The sequence below is a fragment of the Streptomyces sp. NBC_01478 genome, from assembly GCF_036227225.1.
In the GTDB taxonomy this organism is placed as follows: domain Bacteria; phylum Actinomycetota; class Actinomycetes; order Streptomycetales; family Streptomycetaceae; genus Streptomyces.
In genome coordinates this window covers 2,992,692-3,014,451 of sequence record NZ_CP109444.1, presented here as the reverse complement: position 1 = coordinate 3,014,451, position 21,760 = coordinate 2,992,692, and the positions used below count along the sequence as shown (strand labels likewise).

The window sequence follows — 21,760 nt, the reverse complement described above, 5'->3', positions numbered from 1 at the left end:
GGAGCGGGTGGTTGGCACCCATATGTGATCTTTCGGATGCGCGCCTTCCGGCCTAAAGTGCCTTCGCCCGAACGTGCGTTGGGGCACCGCCTGACAGGATCGCGGCATGGCTGAGCAACGGCGGGACCAGCGGGACGGGCGGGACGCCCGGGAGAGTGCGGGGACTGTGGCGGAGTCGCGGCGGCGGAGTGTGCGGGCCGAGGAAGCGGACGCGTGGGGCGCGCTCGTCGCTACCGCGCGCCGGACGGTCTCCGACGGTCTGGTCGTCGGCACCTCCGGGAACGTCTCGGCGCGCGTCGGCGACACCGTCCTGGTCACACCGTCGGGCGTCCCTTACGACCGCCTGACGCCCGCCGACGCGGTCGGTGTCGACCTCGACGGCCGGCAGGTGCTCGGCACCCTGCTCCCGACGAGCGAACTGCCCATGCATCTCGCCGTCTACCGCAGCACCGACGCCCGCGCCGTCGTCCACACCCACGCCGTCCACGCGACCGCCGTCTCGACCCTCGTCCCCGAACTCCCCTCGGTCCACTACATGTCCGGCGCCCTCGGCGGCCCGGTCCGGGTTGCCCCGTATGCGACCTACGGCACCGAGGAGCTGGCCGAGAACATGCTCCACGCCCTCGCCGACCGCTCTGCCTGCCTGCTCCAGAACCACGGCACGATCGCCTACGGCGCCTCCCTGGACCAGGCCTTCGATCGCACGGCCCAGTTGGAGTGGATGTGCCGGTTGTGGCTGACGGCGTCGTCGGTGCCCGGCCTGTCGCCGACGTTGTTGTCGGGGGAGCAGGTGGCTGAGGCGGGGGAGCGGTTGCGGGGGTATGGGCAGCGGGGGTGAGGGGAGTTGGGGGGATTTGAGGGGGCGGGGGTGAGGGAGTTGATCGGCTCGGGTGGCGGGGTGACTGGGCTAGGGGAGTTGAACGGCTTGGGCGGCTGACACCGAACGCTCCGGGGGCACCCGCAGTCACCCGCACGGCCTTGTGCCACCGCCACGCCTCGCCGTCTCGCCCGCATGCCCCGCACCGTCGCCCCACCCCGCCACCACCCCCGAAACACCCCTCCCCCCGAAACACCCCCACTCATCACCCCACGCGTTCTCCGGCTGGCCGGTTACCGGGTCCCCCGGGACACTGGACCCGTGCGCACAGTCAAAGCGACGGCCGCGGCCGTCTCCGTGGCCCTCGCGGCCGGTGCGGCAGGCGTCGCCGTCGGCCGGTACGCCAGTGACGCCGCGCTGAAGGCGCCGCCCGGCCGCCCCCTGCCGACCGAACCCCGGCTCACGGTGCATTCCACCGCTGCCGGACAGATCACGCTCACCCGGGACCTGGCCTCCCTGCGCCCCGGCACCTACGGCCTCGCCGGCGACGGCTCCCACGCGGTCGTCGGCCCCGTCGTCGACACGGCGTCCCCCTCCGCCGACGCCGTCGTACGCCGCCTGGAACGCGTCACCCACGGCACCCTGCGCCCCGGCGCCAAGGTGTGGCTCACCCCGAACGTGCACATCGGCAACCCGAGCGCCGCCCTGGGCCTGGACCACGCCGACATCGACCTCCCCGGCGAACTCGGCTCCCTGCCCGCCTGGTTCGTGCCCGGGGCGCGGAGCACCTGGGTGATCGCGGTGCACGGACTGGCCGCGACCCGCGAACTCTCCATGAACGTCATGGAGTTCCTGCACCGCAACCGCTTCCCCGTCCTCGCCCTCGCCTACCGCGGCGACCTCGGCGCACCCCGCAACCCCGACGGCCTCAACCACCTCGGCGAGACCGAGTGGCGCGACCTGGACGCGGCGATCCGCTACGCCGTGCGGTACGGCGCCGAGCACGTCGTCCTGTACGGCTGGTCCACCGGCGCCACCATGGCGTTGCGGGCCGCCGCCCACTCCGCGATGCGCGACCGCGTCTCCGGCCTGGTGCTGGACTCGCCGGTGCTGGACTGGGAGACGACGCTGCGCGCCCTCGCCACGGCCCGGCACACCCCGGGCGCGCTGCTGCCGCTGGCGGTCCGCGCCGCCCAGGGCCGCACCGATCTGCACGGCGACCGCATCGCCGAGGCCGCCGACCCCACCCGGCTCAGGGTCCCGACCCTGATCTTCCACGGCCCGGACGACTCGGTGGCCCCCTGGACCCTCTCCCGCCGCTTCGCCGCCCACCGCCCCGACCTGATCACCCTCCAGCCGGTGGCCCACGCCCCGCACAGCGCGATGTGGAACGCCGACCCGGCCGCCTACGAGGAGATCCTGCGCCGCTTCCTGACGCCGCTGATGTGACCCCGGGCCACTGATCGGGTATCGGGCCAGCCACTTTTCACTGGCGCCGGACCGCCCCCCTCTCGCCTGCGGTGGGCTGCCGCCTTTCTCTGGTGTCGAGCCGCCCTTTCTCACCGGCGCCGGGCCGCCACCTTGGCGCGCGCCGGGTTGCCGCCCGTGTCGGGCGCCCGCATCCGGCGTCCTTGGCCTGCGCCGAGCCGGCCGCCTTGCGCCTGCGCCGAGCCGCCGCTCTTCGCCCGGGCCGGGTTGCCGCCCGCATCCGGCGTCCTTGGCTCGCGCCGGGCTGCCACCTTTCGCCTGCGCCGCCACCACTTTTCACCCGCGCCGGGCCGCCATCCGCATCCCCCGCCCTCGACCCGCGCCGGGCTGCCACTCGCATCCCCGCCCTCACTCACGCCGAGCCGCCATCCCTAACCCGCACCGAGCGACTCCTCCTCACTCGCACTGAGCCCCCACCTCGGCCCCGTCCCTGCGCACCCCCGTCCCGCCCTCCACCGGCATCGCCTCCCACCCCCGCCGCACCCCGCCGACCGTTCCGTTTACCCCTGTACCACTGGCCTGATCCCGGTCCCCAGCAGCCCGCGAGACCCCGTGCCTTGGCCCTCCCCATCGCCCGCCGTGACATTCCGTTTGGGTTTTCGGACCGTCAACCGGAAGACTGCACCCGTGACGTCCCGTATCCCGCGCGACTCCAGGCTTCGACTCGTCCGCCCGCGACCCCTGGCCGCCGCCCCCCGAGCGATGAACCAGCGGCGCTCGCGCCGCCCCGCACCCCGCCCTCCGGAGGGCACACCGGCCCCCGCGGAACTGGCCAGAATGGCACGCTCCGGCCTGGCCGGAGCGGCCCGCGTCGCCCACTGGGCCGACGCCGCACTACGCCCCGGCAGTGACAGCGCGAGCCCCGACGGCAAGGGCACCCTCTCCGACTCGACCGCCGAACTCGCGGCCGAGGAGCTGGGCCTGACCCCGGCTCAGGTCCGCGCCGACTGGGACACCGCCCGCCTCGCCGGTCTCGTCGAGGTGCACGGTGACAGCGCCCGCCCGGGCTGGCGGTTGCGCGCCTGGGACCGCGACGACAGCGCCGTACTGCGCGGCTGGGTCGCCCTCTTCGACGCCTGGTCGCTCGCCCACCCGGAACCCCGGGAGCACGAGCCCTCAGCCGTCGCCGAGGTCGTCTCGGCCATGCCTCAGGTGCTCTCCTTCCTCCAGTTGTCCGCCGGGCCCGTCCCCGTCGAACAGCTCCTCGACCTCCTCGGCCAACGGGTCACCGAGCTGCGCACCGAGCGCTGCGAGATCCCCTTCGGCCCCCAGCCCGAACCCGTCCAGCAGCCCCCGGCCGCCGACACGCCCGACACTCCCCTCGACCCCCTCCTCGACTGGGCCCTGCACGCCCTCGCCTCCGTCGGCGCCCTCACCTACGGCGACGCCCAGGCCACCCTCACCCCGCTCGGCAGTTGGGCGGTCTGGGTCAAGCTGGAGCAGATCTGCGTGGCCGCGCAGAGCCCCGCAGGGAACATCGAGCAGCCCGCCGAGGACATGCTCCGCGGCTGCTCCCAGCTCCGCCCGAACGCCGCCCGCGCCGAGTACCGCGCCTGGCTCGCCGCCCGCACCGTGGGCACCGCGGTCGGCCAGTTGATCGACGCCGCCCGGGGCGAGGACGCCCTGCTGCGCGGCCTCGCCTTCGAGGCGCTGCGCGTCGTCGGCGCCCCCGCCGAGCCCGACGTCCGCGCCGTCGCCGACGAGGCCACGCTGCGGCCGTACGCCCTGCTGTGGCTCGCCGAGCACGACGGGATCGACCCGGAGGACGCCCACGAGGTCCTCACCCGCGAAGAGGCCACCTGGCTGTGGGTCGACAGCGCCGCCGCCGTCGCCGACCACGGTGAGGCCCCGCTGCTCGTGCGCCACCTGGAGTCCGCCATCCAGCCGACCGTCCCGATGCTCCTCGACGAGGTGCGTGCCGTCGGCCATCCCCGCACCGTGCAGGTCCTCGTCGCGCTCGCCGCCGCCCACCCCGACCCGGCCCTCGCCAAGGCCGTACGCCGGGCGGCCTTCCAGGTGCACACGGGGGGCAGCTAGGCGGGGTCAGGCACCTGGCGTCCCCGGTATCTCCGGGGCGTACGTACCGAAGCTCCAGATGTTGCCCTCGATGTCCCGGGCCATGTAGTCCCGTGATCCGTAGTCCTGGTCCGTCGGGGGCATCAGGATCTCCGCGCCGTGCTCCACGGCCCGCCGGTGATGGGCGTCGACGTCGTCCACGACGATGTACACCCCGGCGGGCCCCGCGCTCTTCATCGCCTCGTCGAAACGGCCGCCGCGGCCCTTGGAGCCGAGCATCACCGCGCCGTCGCCCTGCACCAGCTCGGCGTGCATCACCGAGCCGTCCTCACCCTCGTACACCACCAGCTCGGTGAAGCCGAAGGCCTCCGTGAGCTGCCGGATCGCCGCCTTCGCGTCCGCGTACAGCAGCGACGGGTAGATGGACGGGTGGATGCCGGAACGCCCGCTGTCCTCGCCTGCCATGCCGATCACTTCCTTGTGTATCGGGTGCTTCTGCTCTTTCCCGCCGCTTTGGGCGGTTTCGACGAGTCTTGCACCTGCCACTGACAACGGCTCCGACAGCGCACTGCGGCCCGTCAGCGGAAGGTGTTGCACTGCGCCATGTCCCCGGTGCGATAGCCCTGGTGGAACCACTGCTGCCGCTGCGCCGCCGACCCGTGCGTCCAGGTCTCCGGCGTCACCCGGCCCTGGAACCGCTCCTGGATCCGGTCGTCGCCCACGGCCGCCGCCGCGTCCAGCCCGTCCCGGATGTCGGCGTCCGTGAGGCTGGTGATCAACGGCCGCCCGGTCGACTCGTCCTTCGTGGTGGTCGCGTGATGCGCCCAGACCCCCGCGTAGCAGTCCGCCTGCAGTTCCACCCGCACCGCGTTGCTGTTCGCGCCGGTCCGCCCGTCCTGCGACCTGCCGAGCGTGCCCATCAGGTCCTGCACATGGTGCCCGTACTCGTGCGCCACGACGTACGCCTGCGCGAACGGCCCGCCACTGGAGCCGAACTTCGTCCGCAGCTCGTCGAAGAACCCCAGGTCCAGATAGACCTTCCGGTCGCCGGGGCAGTAGAACGGCCCCACCGCGGAGGTCGCCGTCCCGCACGCGGTGGCGACCTGCCCGCTGAAGAAGACGGTCGGCGACCGCGTGTACGTGGCGCTGCGCCGCTGGAACTCCTGCGTCCAGAAGTCCTGCACGCTGTTGACCACCGCCACGATGCGGCAGTCCTCCTTGGTGTTCGCGTCCTGCCCGGTACGGCAGGACGACTGCACCTGGGCCAGCGAGGACGCGGTGGCCGCCGGTGAGTCGCTGCCCGACGACAACCCCAGGTTGTCGGGACCGACCCCGAAGAAGAGCCCGAGCAGCAGCGCGATCAGCCCCGCGAGACCACCGCCCACGGTCGCCCGGCCACCGGGAATCCGGCTGCCGCGCACGTCCTGCACCTCGGAGGTGTCCAGATTCGCGTCGTCGTCGAACTGCATGGCGTCATCCTCGCCCGCGGCTCCCGCCGGGGCGCCGGACAAGGGGCCGAACGGGGGACGCCCCCCCAACGGGAGGTAGCCGACCTCCCCCCGAGGGCCACCGAGCCTCCACGCGCGCGTGCCGTACGTCACGGTGCGGCGCCACTCGTCTCCCCGCCCCGGACCCGTACCGCGCAGCTCATCGCCGTGGACGGCCCCGGCCGGGTCACCCCGGGCCGCTCGCACCACGGCGATGACCCGCCGCACACAGGAAAAGCGCTTGCACGACCCCGTTAGACTTGGCCTATGGCCATTCTCCTCGCGCATTAGACGGCGGGAACGTCCTCAGCCGCCCCTTCCGCCTACGACCCCGCTCTGGAGTCTGACCGTGATCTCCGCCTCCGGTATCGAGCTGCGCGCCGGTGCCCGCGTCCTCATCGAGTCCGCAACCTTCCGTGTCGCCAAGGGCGACCGCATCGGTCTCGTCGGGCGCAACGGCGCCGGCAAGACCACCCTGACCAAGGTCCTGGCCGGCGAGGGCCAGCCCGCCGGCGGCACCGTCACCCGCTCCGGCGAGGTCGGCTACCTCCCGCAGGACCCCCGCACCGGCGACCTGGACGTGCTCGCCAGCGACCGCATCCTCTCCGCGCGCGGCCTGGACACCCTGATCCGCAAGATGCGCGAGAACGAACAGCGCATCGCCAACGGCAGCGGCGCCACGCGTGAGAAGGCCATGCGCCAGTACGAGCGCCAGGAGACGGAGTTCCTCACCAAGGGGGGCTACTCCGCCGAGGCCGAGGCGGCCACCATCGCCGCCGCGCTGAACCTCCCGGACCGCGTGCTCGGCCAGCCGCTCCATACGCTCTCCGGCGGTCAGCGCCGCCGTATCGAGCTGGCCCGCATCCTGTTCTCCGACGCGGACACGCTGCTCCTCGACGAGCCCACGAACCACCTCGACGCCGACTCCATCGTCTGGCTGCGCGACTACCTGAAGACGTACCGCGGCGGCTTCATCGTGATCTCCCACGACACCGACCTCGTCGAGACCGTCGTCAACAAGGTGTTCTATCTGGACGCCAACCGCGCCCAGATCGACTACTACAACATGGGCTGGAAGCTCTACCAGCAGCAGCGCGAGGCCGACGAGAAGCGCCGCAAGCGCGAGCGGCAGAACGCCGAGAAGAAGGCCGCCGCCCTGCACTCGCAGGCCGACAAGATGCGCGCCAAGGCCACCAAGACGGTCGCCGCGCAGAACATGGCCAAGCGGGCCGACCGACTGCTCGCCGGGCTCGACGCGGTGCGCGTCTCCGACAAGGTCGCCAAGCTGCGCTTCCCGGAGCCCTCGCCCTGCGGCAAGACCCCGCTCATGGCGGAGGGCCTGTCGAAGTCGTACGGCTCCCTGGAGATCTTCACCGACGTCGACCTGGCCATCGACAAGGGTTCGCGCGTCGTCATCCTCGGTCTGAACGGCGCCGGCAAGACGACCCTCCTGAAGCTCCTCGGCGGCGCCGAGAAGCCGGACACCGGCGAGGTCATCGAGGGCCACGGCCTGAAGCTCGGTTACTACGCGCAGGAGCACGAGACCCTCGACCCGGAGCGCACGGTCCTGGAGAACATGCGCTCCGCAGCCCCCGACCTGGACCTCGTGGAGGTCCGCAAGACGCTCGGCTCGTTCCTGTTCTCCGGAGACGACGTCGACAAGCCGGCCGGGGTCCTCTCCGGCGGCGAGAAGACCCGCCTCGCGCTCGCCACCCTGGTGGTGTCGTCCGCGAACGTCCTCCTCCTGGACGAGCCGACGAACAACCTCGACCCGGCCAGCCGCGAGGAGATCCTCGGCGCACTGCGCACCTACAAGGGCGCCGTCGTCCTCGTCACCCACGACGAGGGTGCCGTGGAGGCTCTCCAGCCGGAGCGCATCATCCTGCTGCCGGACGGCGTCGAGGACCTGTGGGGCGCGGACTACGCGGATCTCGTCGCCCTGGCGTGACCGTGAGCCCTGATCGAAAGACCGTGATCGAATGCTTGATCAACGGCGTATGGATCATTCGGCCTACCGGTGATCCACCATCTGTGTGAGATCTCCTCGTACCGAGGTGTGTCGTACACCGATTTCCCGGCCGAGTCCTTTATCGACAAGGGCTCGGCCGTCCTGCGTCTCTGACCAGGTGTTTCGCGGAACAACTCGTTCGGCCGTACGGACGCGACCGTATGGAATTCCACATTCCACTTGTGGGGACGCGCTCCTGTCGTCAAAACCTTGTCTTACGGACCTTGCCGAATGGGTGGCCATGAACGCTTGGAGGGGTGATCATGAGGAGACCAAGAGCGCACTTCCCATGAGGAGGCACGGGTGGCCGAGACTCTGAAGAAGGGCAGCCGGGTAACCGGCGCCGCGCGCGACAAGCTCGCGGCAGACCTGAAGAAGAAGTACGACTCCGGTGCGAGCATCCGAGCGCTGGCCGAGGAGACCGGCCGCTCGTATGGCTTCGTCCACCGGATGCTCAGTGAGTCGGGCGTCACGCTCCGTGGGCGTGGCGGGGCGACCCGGGGCAAGAAGGCTTCGGCCTGACCCCGGGCGGCCCATCGGTTTCGATGGTGGCCACCCGGTCGGACGACTGACCGGCCGGGTGGTTACTGTGCAGTCACTTAGCTCTGCTCTGCTGACCGCACACATCGGAGGCGCCCCATGGCTTCGCCCGAACAGGACGACAAGGACCTCGGTCCCGTACTCGACAAGGACGGCGTACGGCTCACCGTCGACGACGCGATCGCCACGGTGACGCTGACCAACCCGGCCAAGCGCAACGCTCAAAGTCCTGCTCTCTGGCGGGCGTTGGCGGAGGCCGGGCGGTTGTTGCCGGGCACCGTCCGCGTCGTCGTACTGCGTGCCGAGGGCAAGTCCTTCTCGGCCGGACTCGACCGGCAGGCGTTCACGCCCGAGGGCTTCGACGGCGAACCGTCGTTCATCGACCTCGCGCACAGCAGTGACGCCGTGCTGGACGGGACCATCGCCGAGTACCAGGCGGGCTTCACCTGGTGGCGACGCAGCGACATCGTGTCCATCGCCGCCGTACAGGGGCACGCCATCGGGGCCGGGTTCCAACTCGCCCTCGCCTGTGACCTGCGCGTCGTCGCCGACGATGTGCAGTTCGCCATGCGCGAGACCAGCCTCGGACTGGTGCCCGACCTCACCGGCACGCATCCCCTGGTGGGCCTCGTCGGCTACGCCCGTGCGCTGGAGATCTGCGCGACCGGGCGCTCCGTCCTGGCCGAGGAGGCCGTCAGCACCGGCCTCGCGAACATCGCCGTGCCCGTCGACCAGCTCGAGGACTCCGTACGCGACCTCACGTCCGCGCTGCTGGCCGCACCGCGCGACGCCGTCATCGAGACCAAGGCGCTCCTCCAGGGCGTCCAGGGCCGTGCGTACGACGATCAGCGCGCCGCCGAGCGCGCCGCACAGGCGCGACGACTGCGGGACCTGGCCGGCGTCGGAGAATAGGCGTCAGCCGATCGTGGTTCAGTCGGTCGTGGTTCAGCCGATCCTGGTGATGAGCACCGCCACCGTCGGGTGATCCGGCAGCACCTCGCCGACCCTCGCGCGGACTTCCCGGGCCACCTCCAGGGCCCGGTGGTCCGCGCGTACGGCGACCTCCACGCGCGCGTGGAGGCGTGTCGGCGCGCCTTCGCCCTGCCGCTCCTCGATGTGCACCGCCCGCCCCAGCCCGCCCAGCGTGCCGGTCAGCCGGGCCACGCCCGGGACGGCCAGCACGGCGGCGATGATCCGGGACTCGCCGCCGTCATCAACATTGACCATCAGGTCAATGTCATCAACGTGGTCAATGTCGGCGACGGAGTGATCCGTATCGTCCACACGGTCAACATCGTCCATATGGTCCAGCAAGGCCGTCACCTGTAGATCAACCTCCGCCACGACCAGCCCGAGCCGCTCCGCCGCGGCCGTCGCCAGGGCCGTGCGCAGCCGGGACGCCGTGGCCGGCAGGGGCTCGGTCGCCGCGGCCGCGAAGTCGGCCGTGATCCGCAGCGGACCGGGCGGCAGGGCACCCGGCGGTGGCGGTACGGCGGGCTCGTGCGCGTCCTCCGGATCCGCGAGCGCGATGCGCAGCGCGCCCAGCCGTACGCCCCGCACGTGCTGCGCCACGTCCCGGAGCACGGCCTCGGCCGCCCGCTCCGCGATCCACGCGCCGTCACGCCGGTCACCCAGGGGCAGCAGCCTGCCGAGCCGCAGTTGATGCCGTACCGCTCGTGTCCATGCGTCCGCCGTCATGTCTCCAGCCTGCCGCATGTCCAGCGCGAGACCGAGCAACCGCACTTACCGTGGTCGAAGGACGACGACCGAAAGGGACGTACGGCGATGACCGACATGACGGAACGGAACCGGACCCAGGACCCCGACGGCGAGCGGGAGCCCGTACAGACCCGCAAACCCCCCACCAAACGCGGCGGCGGCGACCCCGCGTCCCGAGGGCGGACCACCATCGCCGACGGGGTCGTGGAGAAGATCGCCGGGCTGGCCGCCCGGGACGTGCTGGGTGTGCACGCCATGGGCAGCGGGCTGTCCCGCACCTTCGGGGCCGTGCGCGACCGGGTCCCCGGCGGTACGAAGTCGGTGTCCCGGGGTGTGAAGGCCGAGGTCGGCGAAGTACAGACCGCGCTCGACCTGGAGATCGTCGTCGACTACGGGGTGTCGATCGCGGACGTCGCCCGGGCCGTACGGGAGAACGTCATCGCGGCCGTGGAACGGATGACCGGCCTCGAAGTCGTCGAGGTCAACATCGCGGTGAGCGACGTCAAGCTCCCGGACGAAGAGGACGAGGAACCGGAGCCCCGACTCCAGTGACCGGGCCGACGAACGAACCGGCGGGCCGATCGATGAGCGGGCCGACGAACGAGCTGAGGAGCGCAGGATGAGCAGGGCCGTGGTCGGCATGATCGCCGGAATGGCACTGGGCTTCGCCGGATACTTCGGCGGGTTCGGTGCCTTCCTGCTGGTGGCGGCCCTGGGCGCCATCGGGTTCGTCGTCGGCCGGTTCCTCGAGGGGGACCTGGAACTCGGCGACTTCTTCCGCTCGCGTGACGACCGGCGGCGATGACGTCCATGAGCGGCGGGGACGGCGCGGTCGACGAGCGCGGCAGAACCGCGGTGGTCGTGGCGCCCGGCGAGCGGGGCGCCACCCGGATCGCCGACCGGGTCGTCGCGAAGATCGCCGCGCAGGCCGCGCGTGAGGCACTCGGACCACTGCCCCCGGAGGCCGCACCGCCGCATGCCACCGTCGTCGTACACCACGAGGCGGTACGCGTGCGCGTGCACCTCGAACTCGACTATCCCTGCGACATCGGCGACCGCTGTTCTCGGGTGCGTCGACAGGTGGTTCAGCGGGTACGCGCGTTGGTGGGCATGGAGGTGCCCGAGGTCGCCGTCCACGTGGAACGGCTCCATCCGGCACAGTCGCACCGTGCGGCACAGGGGAGGACGCTATGAGCGAGCCCCAAGGCTCTGAAGGCATGACCCAACGACTACCGGTCATCGAGAAGGGGGCCGATCAAGGGCGGGACGGGTACGTCCCGGCGGCGGACCATGATCCCGTACCCGTGGTGGGGAACGGGAAGGACGGCCGCTTCTGGTCGGCGCGCCGTGTCCCCGCGGCCGTCGTCGCCGTCCTGGTGCTCGCCGGCGCGGGCGCCCTGCTCTACGACGTCACCGCCGTGCGCGCCGAACGGCCCGCCGCGCACTGGCGCCGCGAACTCGCCCGGCAACTCGCCGAACGCCCCCTGGACGACACCTGGGTGCTCGTCGGCGCCGGCATCGCCGCCGCCCTGGGCCTCTGGCTGATCGTGCTCGCCCTCACGCCCGGCCTGCGCCAGGTGCTGCCGATGCGCCGCACCCACACCGACATCCGGGCCGGTCTGCAGCGCACCGCCGCCGCGATGGTGCTGCGCGACCGGGCCATGGAGGTCTCGGGCGTGCAGTCGGTACGCGTACGGACGGGCCGGACGAAGGCCGACGTCCGCGCGGTGTCGCATTTCCGTGAACTCGACGATGTACGGGCCGACTTGGACGCCGTGCTCACCGACGCGATCACCGGGCTCGGGCTGGCCAGGCCGCCCGCGCTGTCGGTGCGCGTCGGCCGTTCCGGACGGAAAGGGTGAGGTCGGTGCTCAGGGTCGTCAACCGTGTGGTGATCGGTGTCGTGGGTCTCGTGCTGGTCGTGCTCGGCGGGTCCGTGCTGGCCGTCGGGCTCGGCGTGAAGCCACCGTCGTGGTGGATCCACGACGGCCGTCACGACGTCCTGCTGAGCGACGCTCAGCGGACCCGCTGGCGGGCCGACGGCTGGTGGTGGCCCACGGTCCTCGCCACGCTCGCCGTCGTCGCCCTGCTGGCCCTGTGGTGGCTCGTCGCGGTGCTACGGCGGCGCCGGCTCGCCGAGGTCGCCGTCAGCACCGGCGACGGAGAGGGCGCGCTGCTGCGGGGCCGGGCCCTGGAGGGCGTCCTCGCCACCGACGCGAGCGCACTGGAAGGCGTGGCCCACGCGCACGTGCGGCTCGCCGGCACCCGCACGGCACCCGAGGCCCGCGTCCGGCTCAGCCTGGAACCCCACGTGGACCCCGGAGTGGCCCTCGACCACCTGACGGCCAACGCCCTGGTCCACGCCCGCGATTCGGCGGGCCTGGAGGCACTGCCGACAGAGGTACGGCTGACGGGCGTCAAGCACCGCGCGGAGAGGGTGAGTTGACGGGTTGAGCGGGCGGGTGGAGTTGATGGGTCGTCAGAACCCGTGCCGCATCCCGCCGTCGACGGGCACCATGATCCCCGTCAGGTAGGACGCGGCCGGCGACAACAGGAACGCGGCCACCCGCCCGAACTCGTCCGACGTCCCGTACCGCCGCAGCGGAATCCGCGACTCGTTGGCCGCACGCGTGGCCTCCGGGTCCGCGGACAGCCCGTCCAGCTCGCGCACGCGGTCCGTGTCGATGCGGGCCGGCAGCAGCCCCACGACCCGGATGCCGCGCGGCCCCAGCTCGTCCGCGAGGGACTTGGCGAAACCGGCCAGACCGGGCCGCAGCGCGTTCGAGATCGTCAGCCCCGGGATCGGCTCGTGCACCGACCCCGACAGCACGAACCCGATGACACCGCCCGCCGCCAACTCCGCGGCCGCCGCGCGGGCGAGCCGCACCGCGCCCAGGAACACCGACTCGAACGACGCCTGCCACTGCTCGTCGGTGCTGTCGGCGACGAACCCGGGCGGCGGCCCGCCGACGCTCACGAGGATGCCGTCGAAGCGCCCGAAGTGGTCACGCGCGGCGGCGATCAGCCGGTCCGGCGCGTCCGCGTCGGCGTTGTCGACGGCCACGCCGATCGCGTTCGGCCCCAGCTCGGCCGCCGCGTCGGCGGCACGCTTCTCGTCCCGCCCGGTGACGACCACCTTCGCGCCGTCGGCCACCAGCTCGCGCGCGGAGGCGTTGCCCAGCCCGCGGGTGGCCCCGGTGACGACGTACACCCGGTCCTTCAGTCCAAGATCCATGGCCCCTATCCTGCCTCCTCGTCCCCGAACAGGGCGAGGGCGCTGTTCACCAGGCCGATGTGGCTGAACGCCTGCGGGAAGTTGCCGAGCTGACGGCCGGCCACCGGGTCGTACTCCTCCGCGAGGAGCCCCACGTCGTTCGCGAGCCCGACCAGCCGCTCGAACAGCACGCGCGCGTCCTTCTTGCGGCCCGTCAGGTGCAGGGCGTCCACGAGCCAGAAGGAGCACGCCAGGAAGGTGCCCTCGGCGCCGGGCAGCCCGTCTACGGGGGTGTCGGCCGCGGTGTCGTAGCGGCGTACGAAGCCGTCGTGGCCGAGCGCCGCCTGGACCGCGTCGACCGTGCCGACGACCCGCGGATCGTCGGCAGGCAGGAAACCGAAGCGGGGGATGAGCAGCAGGGCCGCGTCGAGTTCCTGCGAGCCGTAGTACTGCGTGAACGTGTTGCGTTCCGGGTCGTAGCCCTTCTCGCACACGTCCTTGTGCACCGCGTCCCGCAGCTCGCGCCAGCCCGACAGGTCCCCGGGGAGGTCGGCGTACTCCTCCAAAGTGCGTACGGCCCGGTCGGCGGCCACCCACACCATGACCTTGGAGTGCACGAAGTGCCGGCGCCCGCCGCGCACCTCCCACAGGCCCTCGTCCGGCTGCTCCCACCGCGCGCGCAGCCACTCCAGGAGGACGGCCTGGAGCGACCACATGTGCGGCTTGGGGGACAGTCCCGCGCGGCGGGCCAGCCACAGGGAGTCCATGACCTCCCCGTAGACGTCGAGTTGGAGCTGGTTGACGGCGCCGTTGCCGATCCGTACGGGGGCCGAACCGGCGAAGCCGGAGAGGTGCGGCAGTTCGAACTCGGGCAGCCGCCGCTCGCCCGCCACGCCGTACATGATCTGCAGGTCCGCCGGATCGCCCGCGACCGCGCGCAGCAGCCAGTCGCGCCAGGCCTCGGCCTCCTTGTGGTAGCCCGCGGAGACCAGAGCGCCCAGGGTGAGGCTCGAGTCGCGCAGCCAGCAGTAGCGGTAGTCCCAGTTGCGGACACCGCCCATCTCCTCGGGCAGCGAGGTGGTGGCCGCGGCGACGATGCCACCGGTCGGCCGGTAGGTGAGGGCCTTGAGGGTGATCAGGGAGCGCACGACCGCGTCCCTGTAGGGGCCGTCGTAGCGGCAGCGGGCCGCCCAGCGCTCCCAGTCCGCGACGCTGGTGCGCAGCGACTTGTACGGGTCGACGAGCGCCGGACGGGGCTCGTGCGAGGGATGCCAGGTGAGGACGAAGGCGACCTTCTCGCCGGCCTCGACGGTGAACTCCGAGAGGGTGCTGAAGTCCTCGCCCCAGGTGCGCACCTCGGGCTCGCTGCGCAGCCACACCGAGTCGGGGCCCGCGACGGCCACCCGGTGCCCGTCGGACCTGCGCACCCACGGCACGACCGAGCCGTAGTCGAAGCGCAGGCGGAGCGTGCTGCGGACGGTGACCTTGCCGCTCAGGCCCTCCACGACGCGTACGACGTCGGGGGCGCGGTGGCGCTGGGGCATCAGGTCGGTGACGCGTACCGTGCCCTCGTCGGTCTCCCACTCCGTGTCCAGGACCAGGGTGTCGGGGCGGTAGGCGCGGCGGGTGCAACGGTCGGCGCCCTCGGGGGCGATGCGCCAGTGGCCGTTGTCCTCGTCGCCGAGCAGTCGGGCGAAGCAGGCGGCCGAGTCGAAGCGGGGCAGGCACAGCCAGTCGACCGAGCCGTCCATGCCGACCAGGGCCGCGGTCTGTTCGTCGCCGATGAGGGCGTAGTCCTCGATACGTGGGTGCACGGGGTGCGGGTTCCCTCCCTACCGGCGGGGCAATCAAGGTTCGGGGCCGGGCGGGTGAAGTGCGGGAGGGCTCACACCGCCGCGGGCTCGGCCTCCGCCGGCTCCGCGGCCTTCGCCGCCGCCTCCCGGCGGTCCCGGGCCTCGCGCCGCGCCAGGACGACGTAGCCGACCGGGACGGCCGCCGCGAACAGCCACCACTGGATCATGTACGCGTAGTTCAGCGGGGCGTCTTCCTTGCCCGGGTCGGAGATCTGCTCCGGGGTGCCGCCCTTCGCCTCGGGCGCCGTCTGCTCGACATAGCCGCCGAGCACCTGGGCGTTGAGCCGCTTCGCCTGCTCTTCACTGTTGATCAACATGATCTGGCGGTCGGGCAGGCCCTTGAGGTCCTTGATGCCGCTGGCCGCGGTCGTCTCGTCGGCCATCAGACGCCCGGTGACGGTGGTCCTGCCGCTCGGCGGTGCGGGGATCTTCGGGAACGCCGTCTGCGCGCCGTTCGCCGGGATCCATCCACGGTTGATCAACACCACCTTGCCGTCCGTCAACACGAACGGGGTGAGTACATGGAAGCCGACCTCGTCGTCGTCATTCGTACGACGCCGGACGACGACTTCCTTGGAGGTCTCGAAGGTGCCCGTCGCGGTGACGGTGCGGTACTTCTCGGTACGGGTCACCGCGTGCCCGGGGGTGCTGATCGTCTCCACGGGGACCGGCTTGGCGTGCAGCGCGTCCGCGACCAACTGGTTCCGGGCGCTGCGCATCTCGTAGCGGTGCATCTGCCAGATGCCCAGTCTGATCATCGTGGGGATCAGGAGGAGGGTGATCAACGCGAGGATCACCCACTGCCGGGACATCAGGAAGCGGTACACCCCACGACCGTACAACTCGGCCGTGGGGCGCATTGAGGGGGGTCTGTCCTCAGACCTTGTCGACGATCCCCACCATCCCCTCCGCCCGCGCGCAGTGGCCGCCGCAGAACCATTGGCCCTCCACCTCGACGCCCTGGCCGATGATCTGCACCCGGCAGTGCTCGCAGATCGGGGCCATACGGTGGATCGCGCAGGAGAAGCAGTCGAAGACATGCACCGCGCCCTGCGCGTGCACTTCGAAGCTCATTCCGTAGTCATTGCCGCAAACTTCACATCTCGCCATGCGCCACAGGGTGGGCCGTCCGCTCGGAACGGGCGAGCGGGCGCGGGGCGAGTCGCGCGGCAATCACCCGTCCGTACGGCTCCCCGTGGCGCGCTCAGTCCGCCTGCTCGACGTCCCGGAGGAGTTGTCCGAACGCGGCCTCGTCCACCACAGGTGTGCCGAACTGCCGTGCCTTGACCACCTTGGAGGTGCCCGAGTCCGGGTCGTTCGTGACGAGCAGACTGGTCAGCCGGGACAGGCTCGTCGCGACATGCAGCCCGGCCTCCACGGCACGGTCCTCCAAGAGCTCGCGCTCGATGGAGGTGTCTCCGGAGAACGCGATCCGCATGCCCTGCTTGAGCGGCTTGCCGTCCTCGAACCGCCCCGGGTTGGGGTAGGGGCACGCGGGCCGCTTGCGCGCGGGACGCCAACTGCCCGCCCCGTAGCCGCTGTAGCCCCCGGACTGCTGGCCGATCCGGGGCGCGGGCCGGTCGGCGGTCCACTCGGTCAGCGGCCGGCACTCGTGCAGCGGCAGCCGCACGCCGCTCCGGGCCGCCGCGCGCAGGCTCGGCCGGAACGCCTCGGCGAGCACGCGCGCGTCGTCCAGCGCGTGGTGCGCGCGCTGCTGGACGACACCGAAGTGCGCCGCCAGGGACTCCAGTTTGTGGTTGGGCAGCGGCAGGCTCAGCTCCTTCGACAGCGCGATGGTGCACAGCCGCTGCCGGACCGGGGGCTCGATCTGCACGCGCGCGTACTCCCGCGCGATCATCTGCCAGTCGAAGACCGCGTTGTGCGCGACCAGCACCCGGCCCTCCAGGCGGGTCGCGAACTCGTCGGCGATGTCCTTGAAGAGGGGCGCGCCCTCCAGGACGTCACTCGTCAGACCGTGGATCCACACGGGGCCCGGATCGCGCTCCGGGTTGACCATCGTGTACCAGTGGTCCTCGACCTCGCCGAGCGCGTCCAGACGGTAGACGGCCGCGGAGATTATCCGGTCGTCCCGGGCCAGGCCGGTGGTCTCCACGTCAACTACCGCGTATCCCTGGGGATACGCGGCCGGCCACGGAGCGGCTGCGGACACGGCGGGCGAGTGGTCTTCGAGCATGGTCACTGAGGATACGGGCCGTCACTGACAGCCCCGTCCCTCAGGTGCCCTGTCCCGCCCGCCCGTTCGACTCCGACGAACGCACGCGCGCGTGGCTATGGACCTTTTGCCCGCCCGGTGCAAGCGTGCTGCCCGCCTGACGGATGACGGCCTACGAAGGGCGGTACGGCGTATGGCACGCGTACGGTACGGCGCACGGACCGAGGCGGAGATCGCCGCCGCACGCACAGCGAGCGCAAAGCTCCCCGACATCTGGTCCACCGGTGTGGTGGCCGTCTGGGAGAGCGACCCGGACGCGGTCGCGGCGGTCCTGCCGCCGCCCCTCAAGCCCACCGGGAGGCCCCTGGTCCGGGTGAACATCAGCAAGGTCGAGCTGACCGGATATCCCCTGGGCGCGGGCTCGTTCGCGGTCGCCGCCGCGCACGACGGCGTCGAGGGCTGGTACCCGCTGGTGATGCCGATGACCCACGAACGGGCCCTCACCGGCGGCCGTGAGGTCTTCGGAGAGCCCAAGAAACTCGGCGAGGTGACCGTCGAGCGCGTGGGCCTCGTCGTGCACGCCGTCCTCGCCCGGCACGGCATCGCCTTCGTCGAGATCCGCGGCGCGGTCAGCGAGGAACTGCCCCTCCCCGGGCCGACGCAGAAGACCGACTTCTACTTCAAGTTCCTTCCCGCGGTGGACGGTTCGGGCTTCGACGCCGACCCCGTCCTCGTGCACTGCCTGCGCAACGAGAAGGTGCGCCGCCTCGAACGCGTCACCGGGGACGTCGTCCTGCGCGAGTCCATGTACGACCCGGTGGCCGACCTCCCCGTGCGCACCCTCGTCGACATCACGATCGGCGAGAAGACCAGCGACCAGCGCGGCAAGGTCGTCGAACGGGTCGACGCGCGGGCCCTGTTGCCGTACATCCACCAGCGCTACGACGATCCGCAACAGGTCCATGACGGTCCCCCTGAGGGGAGCGTCTGATGGAGTTGACGGAGGGTCAGGTCGCCGTCGTCACCGGGGCGGCGAGCGGGATCGGGCTCGCGATGGCACGGCGGTTCGCGGCCGACGGGCTCAAGGTGGTCCTCGCCGACGTCGAGGAGGGAGCCCTCGACAAGGCCGCCTCCGACCTGCGCGCCGACGGTGCCGACGTGCACGCGCGCGTAGTTGACGTCGGAGTACGCCAACAGGTCCTGGATCTCGCCGAGTCGGCGTACGACACGTACGGCGCCGTCCACGTCCTGTGCAACAACGCGGGCGTCGGCTCGGGTGCCGAGGGCCGGATGTGGGAGCACGAACCGAACGACTGGCAGTGGGCGTTCGCCGTCAACGTGTGGGGCGTCTTCCACGGCATCCAGGCGTTCGTGCCGAGGATGATCAAGTCGGGTCAACCCGGTCATGTCGTCAACACGTCCTCCGGGGACGGCGGTATCGCCCCGCTGCCCACCGCCTCCGTGTACGCCGTCACCAAGGCGGCCGTCGTGACGATGACCGAGTCCCTGTACGCCCACTTGAAGGCGGAGCACGCGCGCGTGGGCGCCTCGGTGCTCTTCCCGGGGCCGCACATGCTGCGCACGGGACTGTGGGAGTCGCACCGCAACCGGCCCGACCGGTACGCGAAAGAGCGCCCCCGCAGGACTCCTTACCGCAGCCTCGACCAGTGGGAGACCGCGATGAAGGAGGCGGGCAGGGAGGTCGCCTTCACGCCCGTCGAGGAGGTCGCGGACCTCGTCGTGGACGGCATCCGCGCGGACCGCTTCTGGCTGCTGCCCGAGAGCGAGCACAGCGACGACCAGATCAGGGCACGCGCGCGTTCGATGCTCGACCGCGCGAACCCGTCGTACCTGGAGAGCTTCATCCTGGACTGACCGAGGGGGTTGTTGTGACCGACCAGGAGCCGTACCTGATCATCTCCTCCGACTGCCACGCCGGGCTGCCGACCGAGGAGTACCGGCCCTATCTGGACGCCCGGTTCCACCGGGACTTCGACGAGTTCCTCGCCGGACGCGACCGGCGCCGCGAGGAGATGACCCGGCTCGGCATCCGCAACGAGGCGTTCGCGGCCAAGTGGTTCCACGACAACGAGGAGGGCCTGCGCGGGGGTTGGGACACCGCGCAGCGCCTCAAGGAGCTGGACGGGGACGGGGTGGCCGCCGAGGTGGTCTTCCCGGACGCCGACGCCGTGGACAGCCAGACGGCCGCGCCGTTCGGCGTCGGTCTCGGCCTCTCCGGGGACCTGGACCCCGAGTTGGGCATGGCCGGCGCGCAGGCGCACAACCGCTGGCTCGCCGACTTCGTCTCCGAGAACCCCGAACGGCACTGCGGAGTCGCCCTGTTGCCGGTGACGGCCCCCACGGAGAAGGTCGTCGCGGAGATCCACCGCGCCAGGGAGTCCGGCCTCGGCGCCCTGATGATCCCCTCCATGTGGGTCGACAAGGAGCCCTACCACGACCCCCGTTACGACCCCGTGTGGGCGGCCGCCGCCGAGTGCGGGACGCCGGTACTCACGCACTCCGGGGCCGCGCCCCGCCACGAGTACGGCGACCATCTGGGCATCTTCGTGAGCGAGGTGACCTGGTGGCCCGCCCGGCCGCTGTGGTTCCTGCTCTGGTCCGGGGTCTTCGAACGCCACCCGGGCCTCAAGTTCGGTGTCGCGGAGTCGGGTTGCTGGTGGCTGCCGAACCAGCTCTGGTTCATGGACCGCCTCTACCTGGGCGCCCACGGCGGCAAGAAGCTCTCGCCCTTCGCCGAGCTGAAACGGCCGCCGAGCGAGTACCTCGACCGGCAGGTCTTCATCTGCGCCACCAACACCAAGCGCCGCGAACTGGCCCAGCGGTACGAGATCGGCGTCGACAACATCCTCTGGGGCAGCGACTTTCCGCACCCCGAGGGCACCTGGCCCGACACGCGCGCGTGGCTGAAGCGCACGTTCCACGACATCCCGGTCGACGAGACCCGCCGCATGCTGGGCCTGGCGGCGGCCGACGCCTTCGGCTTCGACGTGGCGGCCCTGGAGCCGCTGGCCCGCCGGATCGGTCCCACCCCCGCCGAACTGGGCCAGCAGGACGACCAGGCGGCCGTGACGGCGTCCTGGGCGCGCTCCCGCGAGGTCGGCCGGCACTGGCTGACCGACCACGACTTCCCCGTGCTGGGGGTGACCCCATGAGCACCACGGGTGCCACGAGCGAGGACCGGTACACGGTCGTCTCGGCCGACTGCCACGCGGGCGCCGATCTCCTGGACTACCGGCCCTACTTGGAGAAGCGGTACCACGACGAGTTCGACGCGTGGGCGGCCACGTACGTCAACCCGTACGAGGACCTGGTCGCCGACACGGCCGACCGGAACTGGAACTCCGAGCGGCGGATCGCGGAGCTGGAGCAGGACGGCATCGTCGCCGAGGTCGTCTTCCCGAACACCATCCCGCCGTTCTTCCCGTCCGGCTCCCTGATGGCGCCGGCGCCCAACGCCGAGGAGTTCCAGCGGCGTTGGGCCGGCCTGCGCGCCCACAACCGCTGGCTGGCGGACTTCTGCGGGGCCGCGCCGGGCCGACGGGCGGGCGTCTTCCAGATCCTCCTCAACGACGTCCAGGAGGCCGTCCAGGAGATCCGCCGGGCGGTCGAGGCCGGCCTCAGGGGCGGCCTGTTGCTCCCCGGCACCCCACCCGGCTCGGGGCTGCCGGAGCTGTACTCGTCGACGTACGACCCGATCTGGGCCGTGTGCGCGGAACTCGGCGTCCCCGTCAACCATCACGCGGGCTCGGCGTCCCCGCCCCTCGGTGACGAACCGGCCGCCCGCGCGGTGTACATGGTCGAGACGACGTGGTTCTCGCACCGCGCCCTGTGGCACCTGATCTTCGGCGGTGCCTTCCGCCGCCACCCGGATCTGAAGCTGGTGCTGACCGAGCAGGGCTCCGGCTGGATACCCGGGGTGCTCGACATGCTGGACTACTACCACGGGCGCCTGGTCGCGTCGGCCGCGAAGGCGTCGAGGGCATCGACCGCGGAGTCCAAGTTCGGCGCGGGGCTCGCCACTTCGATGGGCAAGGGTCCTTCTGAGGTATGGCGCGACAACTGCTTCGTAGGCGCCAGTTTCATGCGCCCGCACGAGGTGCCCCTGCGTGACCGCATCGGCATCGAGAAGATCATGTGGGGGAGTGACTACCCGCACGACGAGGGCACGTACCCGTACTCCAGGGAGGGCCTGCGCTTCGCCTACGCGCGTGTGCCGCGCGACGAGGTCGCCGCGATGGTCGGCGGCAACGCGGCCCGCGTCTACGGCTTCGACCTCGACGTCCTGGACCCGATCGCGGCGAAGGTCGGCCCTACGGTGAGCGAGATCGCGGAGCCGCTGGCCGAACCGCCGGCGGCGGCGACGAGCCCGGTGTTCGCACGAGGGGCGTCGGTACGGGTGTGGTGACGCCGGGGGTGGGATCCTC

At 71.7% G+C, this 21,760-nt stretch carries 23 protein-coding genes; 15 read left to right on the top strand and 8 right to left on the bottom strand.

What is annotated here, in order from left to right; all coding sequences use genetic code 11:
* Positions 1-106: 106 nt before the first annotated feature.
* The 3 genes from OG223_RS13550 to OG223_RS13540 all read left to right on the top strand — a co-directional run bounded on the left by OG223_RS13550 (position 107) and on the right by OG223_RS13540 (position 4,342).
* Positions 107-838 (top strand): class II aldolase/adducin family protein, encoded by a 732-nt coding sequence (locus OG223_RS13550; protein WP_329247092.1) that lies wholly within the window; start codon positions 107-109, stop codon positions 836-838.
* A gap of 300 nt (positions 839-1,138) precedes the next feature.
* Positions 1,139-2,266, top strand: a complete 1,128-nt coding sequence (locus tag OG223_RS13545; protein ID WP_329247089.1) for an alpha/beta hydrolase family protein — start codon at positions 1,139-1,141, stop codon at positions 2,264-2,266.
* A 666-nt stretch (positions 2,267-2,932) separates the two neighbouring features.
* On the top strand, positions 2,933-4,342 hold the full coding sequence (locus OG223_RS13540) for a hypothetical protein (protein WP_329247086.1): 1,410 nt from the start codon (positions 2,933-2,935) through the stop codon (positions 4,340-4,342).
* A 6-nt stretch (positions 4,343-4,348) separates the two neighbouring features.
* Here OG223_RS13540 and OG223_RS13535 read toward each other — a convergent pair whose 3' ends face one another.
* Together OG223_RS13535 and ypfJ are read right to left on the bottom strand one after the other, a co-directional pair.
* Positions 4,349-4,786 carry a VOC family protein gene (locus OG223_RS13535; RefSeq protein WP_329247084.1) on the bottom strand — a complete coding sequence of 146 codons (438 nt, stop codon included), beginning with the start codon at positions 4,784-4,786 and terminating at the stop codon, positions 4,349-4,351.
* Positions 4,787-4,899: 113 nt separating this feature from the next.
* Complete coding sequence (gene ypfJ, locus OG223_RS13530; protein WP_329247081.1) at positions 4,900-5,790, bottom strand: KPN_02809 family neutral zinc metallopeptidase; 891 nt, start codon at positions 5,788-5,790, stop codon at positions 4,900-4,902.
* Between the two features lie 367 nt (positions 5,791-6,157).
* Here ypfJ and OG223_RS13525 point away from each other — a divergent pair, with 367 nt between their 5' ends.
* From OG223_RS13525 to OG223_RS13515, 3 genes are all read left to right on the top strand, one after another.
* Positions 6,158-7,756: an ABC-F family ATP-binding cassette domain-containing protein gene (locus OG223_RS13525; RefSeq protein WP_329247078.1), complete on the top strand. Its 1,599-nt coding sequence runs from the start codon at positions 6,158-6,160 to the stop codon at positions 7,754-7,756.
* 363 nt (positions 7,757-8,119) lie between these two features.
* Positions 8,120-8,338 (top strand): helix-turn-helix domain-containing protein, encoded by a 219-nt coding sequence (locus OG223_RS13520; protein WP_019060653.1) that lies wholly within the window; start codon positions 8,120-8,122, stop codon positions 8,336-8,338.
* Between the two features lie 117 nt (positions 8,339-8,455).
* The gene (locus OG223_RS13515; protein WP_329247075.1) at positions 8,456-9,268 is read left to right on the top strand and encodes an enoyl-CoA hydratase/isomerase family protein; all 813 of its coding nucleotides are present in this window, start codon (positions 8,456-8,458) and stop codon (positions 9,266-9,268) included.
* Positions 9,269-9,301: 33 nt separating this feature from the next.
* Here the strand turns inward: OG223_RS13515 and OG223_RS13510 are convergent, their stop codons facing one another.
* Positions 9,302-10,054 (bottom strand): nucleopolyhedrovirus P10 family protein, encoded by a 753-nt coding sequence (locus OG223_RS13510; protein ID WP_329247073.1) that lies wholly within the window; start codon positions 10,052-10,054, stop codon positions 9,302-9,304.
* A gap of 87 nt (positions 10,055-10,141) precedes the next feature.
* Between OG223_RS13510 and OG223_RS13505 the strand changes: the two genes are divergently transcribed.
* The 5 genes from OG223_RS13505 (at position 10,142) to amaP (ending at position 12,521) form a co-directional block, all read left to right on the top strand.
* Positions 10,142-10,627: an Asp23/Gls24 family envelope stress response protein gene (locus OG223_RS13505; RefSeq protein ID WP_019060656.1), complete on the top strand. Its 486-nt coding sequence runs from the start codon at positions 10,142-10,144 to the stop codon at positions 10,625-10,627.
* Positions 10,628-10,694: 67 nt separating this feature from the next.
* A complete protein-coding gene (locus OG223_RS13500; protein ID WP_019060657.1) occupies positions 10,695-10,880 on the top strand; it encodes a hypothetical protein in 186 nt (61 codons plus the stop codon).
* Positions 10,877-11,269, top strand: a complete 393-nt coding sequence (locus OG223_RS13495; protein WP_329247069.1) for an Asp23/Gls24 family envelope stress response protein — start codon at positions 10,877-10,879, stop codon at positions 11,267-11,269. Before OG223_RS13500 ends, OG223_RS13495 begins: the two co-directional genes overlap by 4 nt.
* Entirely contained in the window at positions 11,266-11,937 is a 672-nt protein-coding gene (locus tag OG223_RS13490; protein WP_329247068.1) for a DUF6286 domain-containing protein, read from the top strand. Before OG223_RS13495 ends, OG223_RS13490 begins: the two co-directional genes overlap by 4 nt.
* A gap of 5 nt (positions 11,938-11,942) precedes the next feature.
* On the top strand, positions 11,943-12,521 hold the full coding sequence (amaP, locus tag OG223_RS13485) for an alkaline shock response membrane anchor protein AmaP (protein WP_329247065.1): 579 nt from the start codon (positions 11,943-11,945) through the stop codon (positions 12,519-12,521).
* Positions 12,522-12,554: 33 nt separating this feature from the next.
* Here amaP and OG223_RS13480 read toward each other — a convergent pair whose 3' ends face one another.
* The 5 genes from OG223_RS13480 to OG223_RS13460 form a co-directional block, all read right to left on the bottom strand.
* Positions 12,555-13,310: an SDR family oxidoreductase gene (locus OG223_RS13480; protein ID WP_329247063.1), complete on the bottom strand. Its 756-nt coding sequence runs from the start codon at positions 13,308-13,310 to the stop codon at positions 12,555-12,557.
* Positions 13,311-13,315: 5 nt separating this feature from the next.
* A complete protein-coding gene (locus tag OG223_RS13475) occupies positions 13,316-15,103 on the bottom strand; it encodes a glycoside hydrolase family 15 protein (protein ID WP_329247060.1) in 1,788 nt (595 codons plus the stop codon).
* 71 nt (positions 15,104-15,174) lie between these two features.
* The gene (locus OG223_RS13470) at positions 15,175-15,969 is read right to left on the bottom strand and encodes an SURF1 family cytochrome oxidase biogenesis protein (RefSeq protein ID WP_443073836.1); all 795 of its coding nucleotides are present in this window, start codon (positions 15,967-15,969) and stop codon (positions 15,175-15,177) included.
* A gap of 49 nt (positions 15,970-16,018) precedes the next feature.
* On the bottom strand, positions 16,019-16,252 hold the full coding sequence (locus OG223_RS13465; protein WP_329247054.1) for a hypothetical protein: 234 nt from the start codon (positions 16,250-16,252) through the stop codon (positions 16,019-16,021).
* Between the two features lie 94 nt (positions 16,253-16,346).
* Positions 16,347-17,336 carry a DEDDh family exonuclease gene (locus OG223_RS13460; RefSeq protein WP_329247052.1) on the bottom strand — a complete coding sequence of 330 codons (990 nt, stop codon included), beginning with the start codon at positions 17,334-17,336 and terminating at the stop codon, positions 16,347-16,349.
* Between the two features lie 172 nt (positions 17,337-17,508).
* Here OG223_RS13460 and OG223_RS13455 point away from each other — a divergent pair, with 172 nt between their 5' ends.
* The 4 genes from OG223_RS13455 to OG223_RS13440 are packed head-to-tail and all read left to right on the top strand — an operon-like array spanning position 17,509 to position 21,741.
* Positions 17,509-18,306, top strand: coding sequence for an acetoacetate decarboxylase family protein (locus OG223_RS13455; protein WP_329247049.1), 798 nt, complete (start codon positions 17,509-17,511; stop codon positions 18,304-18,306).
* A complete protein-coding gene (locus tag OG223_RS13450; RefSeq protein WP_329247046.1) occupies positions 18,306-19,190 on the top strand; it encodes an SDR family NAD(P)-dependent oxidoreductase in 885 nt (294 codons plus the stop codon). The genes OG223_RS13455 and OG223_RS13450 overlap by 1 nt, the downstream gene beginning before the upstream one ends.
* Positions 19,191-19,204: 14 nt before the next feature.
* A complete protein-coding gene (locus OG223_RS13445; RefSeq protein ID WP_329247043.1) occupies positions 19,205-20,488 on the top strand; it encodes an amidohydrolase family protein in 1,284 nt (427 codons plus the stop codon).
* Entirely contained in the window at positions 20,485-21,741 is a 1,257-nt protein-coding gene (locus OG223_RS13440) for an amidohydrolase family protein (protein ID WP_329247041.1), read from the top strand. Before OG223_RS13445 ends, OG223_RS13440 begins: the two co-directional genes overlap by 4 nt.
* The last annotated feature ends 19 nt before the right edge of the window (positions 21,742-21,760 follow it).

Coding starts and splice junctions, on each gene's coding strand:
- ypfJ (WP_329247081.1), bottom strand. CDS start 5,790: ATGCAGTTCGACGACGACGCGAATCTGGACACCTCCGAGGTGCAGGAC.
- OG223_RS13460 (WP_329247052.1), bottom strand. CDS start 17,336: ATGCTCGAAGACCACTCGCCCGCCGTGTCCGCAGCCGCTCCGTGGCCG.
- OG223_RS13510 (WP_329247073.1), bottom strand. CDS start 10,054: ATGACGGCGGACGCATGGACACGAGCGGTACGGCATCAACTGCGGCTC.
- OG223_RS13455 (WP_329247049.1), top strand. CDS start 17,509: ATGGCACGCGTACGGTACGGCGCACGGACCGAGGCGGAGATCGCCGCC.
- OG223_RS13500 (WP_019060657.1), top strand. CDS start 10,695: ATGAGCAGGGCCGTGGTCGGCATGATCGCCGGAATGGCACTGGGCTTC.
- OG223_RS13515 (WP_329247075.1), top strand. CDS start 8,456: ATGGCTTCGCCCGAACAGGACGACAAGGACCTCGGTCCCGTACTCGAC.
- OG223_RS13465 (WP_329247054.1), bottom strand. CDS start 16,252: ATGGCGAGATGTGAAGTTTGCGGCAATGACTACGGAATGAGCTTCGAA.
- OG223_RS13550 (WP_329247092.1), top strand. CDS start 107: ATGGCTGAGCAACGGCGGGACCAGCGGGACGGGCGGGACGCCCGGGAG.
- OG223_RS13450 (WP_329247046.1), top strand. CDS start 18,306: ATGGAGTTGACGGAGGGTCAGGTCGCCGTCGTCACCGGGGCGGCGAGC.
- OG223_RS13490 (WP_329247068.1), top strand. CDS start 11,266: ATGAGCGAGCCCCAAGGCTCTGAAGGCATGACCCAACGACTACCGGTC.
- OG223_RS13535 (WP_329247084.1), bottom strand. CDS start 4,786: ATGGCAGGCGAGGACAGCGGGCGTTCCGGCATCCACCCGTCCATCTAC.
- OG223_RS13505 (WP_019060656.1), top strand. CDS start 10,142: ATGACCGACATGACGGAACGGAACCGGACCCAGGACCCCGACGGCGAG.
- OG223_RS13480 (WP_329247063.1), bottom strand. CDS start 13,310: ATGGATCTTGGACTGAAGGACCGGGTGTACGTCGTCACCGGGGCCACC.
- OG223_RS13495 (WP_329247069.1), top strand. CDS start 10,877: ATGACGTCCATGAGCGGCGGGGACGGCGCGGTCGACGAGCGCGGCAGA.
- OG223_RS13440 (WP_329247041.1), top strand. CDS start 20,485: ATGAGCACCACGGGTGCCACGAGCGAGGACCGGTACACGGTCGTCTCG.